Here is a 6,958-nt window from a genome sequence, read left to right as displayed (position 1 = left end):
GGTGTGGGTCGACGGCGGCTACCGCCAGCACCTCGTCGAGCACGCTGCCACCCTCGGCATCGACATGGAAATCACCCAACGCAGGCCCGGGACCAGGGGATTCGCCCCTATCCCCAAGCGGTGGGCGGTTGAGCGGACCTACGGCTGGCTCATGCTCCACCGCCGCCTGGCCCGCGACTACGAAACCCACCCGCACCGATCCGAAGCCATGATCCACCTCGCCATGACCGACCTCATGGCCCGCCGCCTCACCGGCGAGAACACCATCTCCTGGCGTGACCCGACATCACGCAGCCAAAGGCCTATCTCGGGATGAAACAACGGGTGAAAACGACCTCTTATGCAGCGGCTTCGCGGGCTTTCCCCCCGGGCTTTTCATCTGACGTACCGTCAGTTTCAATGGGAGGGTGATGGGACACGCAGGGGCGGCGGCCGCCGCCGTCCGGTATCTGGGGCCGAGGCCGGTCGAGGCGCTGCCGCGGCCCGAGTTGCGGTGTGTGCGGGAGGACGAGCCGGCGCCGGTGGGGCAGGGGGACTTCCGGCGGGTACTGGGGGCCTTCGCGACCGGCGTCACCGTGATCACGGCACCGCCGGCCGACGCCTCCGGCTCCCCCGCCGGTTTCGCCTGCCAGTCCTTCTCCTCCCTCTCCCTCGACCCGCCCCTGGTCTGCTTCATGGTGGGTCGCACGTCCACCACCTGGCCGCGCATCGCCCGCGCCGGCGTCTTCTGCGTCAACGTCCTCGGCGCCGGCCAGGGCGAGCTGTGCCGCGCCTTCGCGGTGAGCGGGGCGGACAAGTTCGCGGGGGTCGCCTACGACCCGGCGCCCGTCTCCGGCTCCCCGCGTCTCGCCGGTGCCGCCGCCTGGATCGACTGCACCCTCCACGCCGTGCACACCGGGGGCGACCACCTGATCGTCGTCGGCCGGGTGGACGCCCTCGGTGAGGAGGGGCCGGGCGAACCGCTGCTCTTCCATCGGGGGCGGTTCGCCCGGCTCCGCACGGGCTGAGCCGACGGTCAGTCTCCCCGCGGTGGGCGGGTTCAGGTCAGGGCGGGCACTGAGGTCGCCGACGTGCGGCGGATCACCAGGGACATCAGGGCCGCCGCCGCGCACAGGGTGCCGGAGGCGTACCAGACCACGTTGTAGGAGCCGAAGAGGTCGCGGGCGAGGCCGCCGAGGTAGGCGACGAGGGCCGCGCCGATCTGGTGGGAGGCGAGCACCCAGCCGAAGACGATGGCGCTGTCCTCGCCGTACCGCTCGCGGCACAGGGCCAGGGTCGGCGGAACCGTGGCCACCCAGTCGAGGCCGTAGAAGACGATGAAGAAGAACATCGGCGGGTGGACGGCCGGGCCCAGCAGCATCGGCAGGAACACCAGGGAGATGCCGCGCAGGGCGTAGTAGACGGCGAGCAGGCGGCGCGGTTCGAAGCGGTCGGTGAACCAGCCGGAGGCGATCGTGCCGACCACGTCGAACACGCCGATGACCGCGAGCAGCGAGGCCGCCGTCGTGACGGGCATGCCGTGGTCGTGCTCGGCGGGCACGAAGTGGGTCTGGATCAGGCCGTTGGTGGAGGCACCGCAGATCGCGAAGGTGCCGGCGAGCAGCCAGAAGGTGCCGGAGCGGACGGCGGAGAAGAGGACCGTGAGCGTGCGGCGGGCGGCGCCGGTGACCGGGGGCGGCTTGGGGACGAACTCCTGCGCGCCGTACGGCTTCCGGCCGACGTCGGCCGGGTGGTCGCGCAGCAGGATCCAGACGAAGGGGACCACGGCGAGGGCGGCCAGGGCGACCGTGACGGCGGCGGGGCGCCAGCGGTGGTGCTCGACGATCCAGGACAGCAGCGGCAGGAAGATCAGCTGGCCGGAGGCGGAGGCGGCGGTGAGGATGCCGCTGACCAGGCCGCGCCGCTCGGTGAACCAGCGGTTGGTGACGGTCGCCGCGAAGGCGAGGGCCATCGCGCCGGTGCCGAGGCCGACCATCAGGCCCCAGTACAGCCACAACTGCCAGGCCGCCGTCATCCACACGGTCAGGCCGGATCCGGCGGCGATCACGGTCAGCGCGACCGCGACGACCCGGCGGATGCCGAACCGGTCCATCAGCGCGGCCGCGAAGGGCGCGGTGAGGCCGTAGAGCGCGAGGTTGAGGGAGACGGCCGCGCCGATCGTGCCGCGGGACCAGCCGAACTCCTGGTTCAGGGGATCGATGAGCAGGCCGGGCAGGGAGCGGAAGGCCGCCGCGCCGATGATCGTGACGAACGTGACGGCGGCGACGAACCAGGCGCGGTGCACACGGCGGCGCCGGGCGGGCGGGGCCTGGACGGGGGCTGCGGCTGGGGTTGTCTGAGTCACGTCATAGAGCCTCCTTCCGCGGGTCCCGCACATCGAGTGGCCCGAAGGACAGCATTCGTTAGGATCGGGCCATGCGTATCGGCCGGGACTTCCGTCCGCACCGGGTCGCCGTCCTCGCCCTGGACGGCCTGCTCCCCTTCGAACTGGGCATCCCCCACCGGATCTTCGGGCGGCCGACGGACGGCGGGGGCCATCACCTGTACGAGGTGGTGACCTGCTCGGTCCGGCCTCCCGGGCCGGTCGAGACGGACGCCGACTTCGCCGTGCACGTCCCCTACGGCCCTGAGGGCCTGGAGACGGCCGACACGGTGATCGTCCCGGCCTCGTACGAACTCGGCCCGGTCTACGAGGAGGGCAGGCTCACCGGCGAACTGGCCGCCGCGCTCGCCCGCATCCGCCCCGGCACCCGGCTCGCCTCCATCTGCACCGGCGTGTACGTCCTCGCCGCCGCCGGCCTCCTCGACGGCCGCCCGGCGACCACGCACTGGGCCGAGGCCGAGCGCTTCCAGCGGATGTTCCCGCGGATCATGGTGAACGCGGACGTGCTGTTCATCGACGACGGGGACGTGCTGACCTCGGCCGGTGTGGCCGCCGGGATCGACCTGTGCCTGCACATGGTGCGCCGCGACCACGGCACGGCGGTCGCCAACGACGTGGCCCGCCGCACGGTCGTACCGCCCCACCGGGACGGCGGGCAGGCCCAGTACATCGAGCGGCCCGTCCCCGCCCCCCGGCTGTCCACCACGACCGCCGCCCGCGCCTGGGCGCTCGGCCGCCTGCACGAGCCGATCCAGCTGCGGGAGATGGCCGCACAGCAGGCCATGTCGGTGCGCACCTTCACCCGCCGCTTCCGCGAGGAGGCCGGCGTCAGCCCCGGCCAGTGGCTCACCCAGCAGCGCGTCGAACGCGCCCGCCACCTGCTGGAGTCCACCGACCTGTCGGTCGACCAGGTGGCCCGGGACGCGGGCTTCGGCACGGCCCAGTCGATGCGGCAGCATCTACAGCAGACGCTCGGAGTCACTCCCACCGCGTACCGGAGAACGTTCCGCACCGGGGTGAACGGCTCCGCCGAGCGCCACGGGAGCGTGGGCAGCCCCGGCTGACCGCTCCCTGCGCACCTCACCCCACCATCCGATCCCGGTGAGCGCCAGGGTCAGCCCCACCCCCGCCAGGACCGCCGTGGAGGGAGCCGTCAGCTTCAGCAGGGCGCCCGCCAGCGAACCGGTGGCGGCGTAACCGGCGCCCGCGGCCGCGTACATCACCGAGTACCCCGCGGCCAGGGCGCCGGCGGGCAGCGCCTCGCGCAGGGCCAGGTTGCGGGTGAGCATCGCGCACGACTGGAGCAGGCCGCCCGCCGCCAGGGCGACCGCGATACCGGCCATGTGCGGTATCAGCGCGGCGAGGGTGACGCACACCGACGTGCCCCCCATCAGCACCACGCTGCGCGTGCGCAGCCGGCCCGGCCAGGAACGCAGGCCGTACAGAAACGCCCCGAGCCCCGCCGCCACGGCCAGTCCGGTGAGCAGCGGGCCGGACCAACCGACGGCGATGCCGCGCTGTTCGAGAAGGGCGGGCAGGACGAGTTCGGCCAGTCCGAGCAGGGTGAGGCTGGCCGCGCCGGTGACGTACACCGGCCAGGCGCCGGCCAGCAGGCGGATCAGCGGGACCCGGTCGCGGTCCTCCGGCTCGCCCGTGTCCCAGCCGGCCGGCAGCAGCCACAGGCCCGCGACCGAGACCGCCATCAGGCCGGCCGCGAGCAGCAGCGGCACGCGGGGGGCGGCACCGAGCGCGAGAGCGGTGACGACGGCCGGGGAGACGGCCCAGACGCCCGACATCAGCATCGACTCGGTGGACAGGGCCTGGGCGACGGCACGCTCCGGGACGACGGCGGTGAGCAGGCTGCGCAGACCGCCGGCGGCCCCGGCGGGCGCGGCACCGGCCAGGAAGGCGCACGCGCCGAGGACCGCGCCCGGCGCGCCGGGGAACGCCCCGAGGCCGCCGAACCCGGCCGCCCCGGCCAGCAGCCCTCCGGCCAGGTGCGGGCGCGGGCGGTCGGGGCGCATGCGCATGCCGAGCAGTGGGGCGCCGAGGATCTCGCCGATCACGTAGGCCGCGGCGAGGGCAGCGCCCAGCGAGTAGCCGCCGGGCCGCTCACGGACCAGGAAGACGAGCGCCAGCGGAGCCATGGCCACCGGCATGCGGGCGCCGATGGCCACGAGGGCCCAGGTCAGGACCTGCCGGGAAGCGACATCGCGATAGCTCATACGACGACCGTAGGGGGCGGCACCGACAGGAGCCGAGGGAATTCCCCCCGCCTGTGGACGACTTCGGGCCCCGCCCCGGCGGTGGGCGTCAGAACGTGAGCACCGCCCGGCCCACCCGCCCCGCCTCCGCGTCCGCGCGCGCCTTGCCGAAGTCCCCCACGGGATAGGTCGCCGTCACCAGCTCATCCAGCAGCAGGCGGTGTTCGCGGTACAGCTCGGCGTACAGGGCGATGTCCCGGTGGGGGCGCGAGGAGCCGTAACGGCAGCCGAGGACGGACTTGTCCAGGTAGAGCGAGGAGACCAGGAAGGAGGCCTCGGCCGTGGCCGGCGGGACGCCGAGGAGGACCGCCTGGCCGTGCCGGTCGAGGAGGTCGATGGCGGCGCGGATCAGCTCCACCCGCCCGACGCACTCGAAGGCGTGGTCGGCGCCCGTGGGCAGGAGGTCCCGCACGCCGTCCGTCGACGTCAGGAAGTCGGTCGCACCGAACTGCCGGGCCACCGCCTCCTTGGCCGGATCGGCGTCCACGGCCACGATCCGCAGGGCCCCCGCGAGCCGCGCGCCCTGCAGGACGTTCAGCCCGATGCCGCCCGTACCGATGACGACGACACTGTCCCCCCGGTCCACCCGGGCCCGGTTCAGCACCGCCCCCACGCCGGTGAGCACCCCGCAGCCGATCAGCGCGGCGGACTCCAGCGGGATGTCCTCGGCGATCCGCACCGCCTGTACGGCCTTGACGACCGTCCGTTCCGCGAAGGCCGAGTTGGAGGCGAACTGGTGCACTCGTCCCGTGCCCCGTGTGAACGGCGTACCCGGGCGCCCGATCGCCTGCCGGCACATCGTCGGCCGGCCCCGGTCGCACTCCGCGCATGTGCCGCAGTTGGCGAGCGTGGACAGCGCCACATGGTCGCCGGGCGCGACGTGCGTGACGCCTGCGCCGACCGCCTCGACCACCCCGGCGCCCTCATGGCCCAGCACCACCGGCACCGGGAAGGGGATGGTGCCGTCCACCACGGACAGGTCGCTGTGGCACAGCCCGGCCGCCGCGATCGCCACCAGCACCTCGCCTGGGCCCGGCTCCCGTACCGTCAGGTCGTCCACCACCAGGACCTGCCGGCCGTCGAACACCACGCCACGCATCACACGGCCCCCTTGGGCTCTCTGGGCAGACCGAGCACGCGCTCGGCGATGATCGTGCGCTGAACCTGGTCGGAGCCGCCGTAGACGGTGTCGGCCCGGGAGAAGAGGAACAGGTGCTGGGACGCGTCGAGTTCGTACGGCGCGGAAGGCGACCAGTCCGCGGGGCCTGCCGCGGCCGCCGCCCCGCGCACCCGCACCGCCAGCTCGCCGAGCCGCTGGTGCCAGTTGGCCCACAGCAGTTTGGCCACGCTGGGTGCGCCCGGGTCGCCCGAGCCGCCGAGGGTGCGCAGGGCGTTCCAGCGCATGGTCCGCAGCTCGGCCCACTGCCGGACGAGCCCCGCACGCAGGACGGGATCCTGTACGGCCCCGCTCTCCTCGGCCGCCCGCACCACCCGCTCCAGCTCCTGCGCGAACCCGATCTGCAGGGCCAGGGTCGACACCCCGCGTTCGAAGCCGAGCAGGCTCATCGCCACCTGCCAGCCCCGGCCCTCTCCGCCGACGACGTGTTCCGCGCGCGCGTGTGCCCCGTCGAAGAAGACCTCGTTGAAGTCGCTGGTGCCGGTCATCTGGCGGATGGGCCGCACCTCGATGCGGCCCGGCTGGTCCATCGGTACGAGCAGAAAGCTCAGACCGTGATGGCGGCGGGCGTGCGGATCGGTGCGGGCGAGCACGAAGCACCAGTCGGCGTCGTGGGCCAGGGAGGTCCAGATCTTCTGGCCGGTGATCCGGTAACGCGGGCCCTCCCGTACCGCTGTCGTGCGGACTCCGGCGAGGTCGGAGCCGGCGTCCGGTTCGCTGTAGCCCTGGCACCACAGTTCCTCGCCGGCCGCGATCGGGGGCAGGAAGCGGGCCTTCTGCTCGTCGGTGCCGTGGGCGAGGAGGGTGGGGGCGAGGAGGTTCTCGCCGATGTGCCCGGAGCGCGGGGGTGCGGGTGAGCGGGTGTACTCCTCGGCCCAGGCGACCTGCTGGGTGAGGGTGGCCGTGCGGTTGCCGTAGCCCGCCTCCGGCCAGCCGAGCCCTATCCAGCCGGCCTTACCGAGGGTGCGTTCCCACGCACGTCGCTCCGCCGCCGGGTGGGCGTGTGCGGCCAGCCAGCCGCGGGCCTCGGCACGGAAAGCCTCATCCTCTTCACTGAACCCGAAATCCACGTCGCCTCCGGTTGGGTACGAGAGCGCCCCTCGGGGGCGCGGGGCCGTATCGATATGCGGCTCC

7 protein-coding genes are annotated in these 6,958 nt (G+C 73.5%); 3 read left to right on the top strand and 4 right to left on the bottom strand.

Features of this window, described 5'->3' with window-relative positions:
- Together ABZ079_RS30460 and ABZ079_RS30455 are read left to right on the top strand one after the other, a co-directional pair.
- Positions 1-316: transposase (locus tag ABZ079_RS30460; RefSeq protein WP_356942647.1), on the top strand; the 316-nt coding region annotated here is incomplete at its 5' end.
- 94 nt (positions 317-410) lie between these two features.
- Positions 411-1,007, top strand: coding sequence for a flavin reductase family protein (locus ABZ079_RS30455; protein WP_356942646.1), 597 nt, complete (start codon positions 411-413; stop codon positions 1,005-1,007).
- Positions 1,008-1,039: 32 nt separating this feature from the next.
- On the opposite strand, the gene ABZ079_RS30450 is transcribed toward ABZ079_RS30455, so the two are convergent.
- Positions 1,040-2,344, bottom strand: coding sequence for an MFS transporter (locus ABZ079_RS30450; protein WP_356942645.1), 1,305 nt, complete (start codon positions 2,342-2,344; stop codon positions 1,040-1,042).
- A gap of 71 nt (positions 2,345-2,415) precedes the next feature.
- Here ABZ079_RS30450 and ABZ079_RS30445 point away from each other — a divergent pair, with 71 nt between their 5' ends.
- Entirely contained in the window at positions 2,416-3,447 is a 1,032-nt protein-coding gene (locus tag ABZ079_RS30445) for a helix-turn-helix domain-containing protein (RefSeq protein ID WP_356942644.1), read from the top strand.
- On the opposite strand, the gene ABZ079_RS30440 is transcribed toward ABZ079_RS30445, so the two are convergent.
- The 3 genes from ABZ079_RS30440 to ABZ079_RS30430 form a co-directional block, all read right to left on the bottom strand.
- Entirely contained in the window at positions 3,343-4,608 is a 1,266-nt protein-coding gene (locus tag ABZ079_RS30440) for an MFS transporter (RefSeq protein WP_356942643.1), read from the bottom strand. The genes ABZ079_RS30445 and ABZ079_RS30440 overlap by 105 nt on opposite strands.
- An 88-nt stretch (positions 4,609-4,696) precedes the next feature.
- The gene (locus ABZ079_RS30435) at positions 4,697-5,746 is read right to left on the bottom strand and encodes a Zn-dependent alcohol dehydrogenase (protein ID WP_356942642.1); all 1,050 of its coding nucleotides are present in this window, start codon (positions 5,744-5,746) and stop codon (positions 4,697-4,699) included.
- Positions 5,746-6,894: an acyl-CoA dehydrogenase family protein gene (locus ABZ079_RS30430; RefSeq protein WP_356942641.1), complete on the bottom strand. Its 1,149-nt coding sequence runs from the start codon at positions 6,892-6,894 to the stop codon at positions 5,746-5,748. The genes ABZ079_RS30435 and ABZ079_RS30430 overlap by 1 nt, the downstream gene beginning before the upstream one ends.
- Between the last annotated feature and the right edge of the window lie 64 nt (positions 6,895-6,958).

The organism is Streptomyces sp. NPDC006314 (genome assembly GCF_040613075.1).
Classification (GTDB): domain Bacteria; phylum Actinomycetota; class Actinomycetes; order Streptomycetales; family Streptomycetaceae; genus Streptomyces.
This window is presented reverse-complemented; position numbering and strand designations above follow the sequence as displayed.

Bases quoted from the DNA above. Each gene is read 5' to 3' on its own strand.
- ABZ079_RS30455 (WP_356942646.1), top strand. From the start codon at position 411: ATGGGACACGCAGGGGCGGCGGCCGCCGCCGTCCGGTATCTGGGGCCG.
- ABZ079_RS30445 (WP_356942644.1), top strand. From the start codon at position 2,416: ATGCGTATCGGCCGGGACTTCCGTCCGCACCGGGTCGCCGTCCTCGCC.
- ABZ079_RS30440 (WP_356942643.1), bottom strand. From the start codon at position 4,608: ATGAGCTATCGCGATGTCGCTTCCCGGCAGGTCCTGACCTGGGCCCTC.
- ABZ079_RS30435 (WP_356942642.1), bottom strand. From the start codon at position 5,746: ATGCGTGGCGTGGTGTTCGACGGCCGGCAGGTCCTGGTGGTGGACGAC.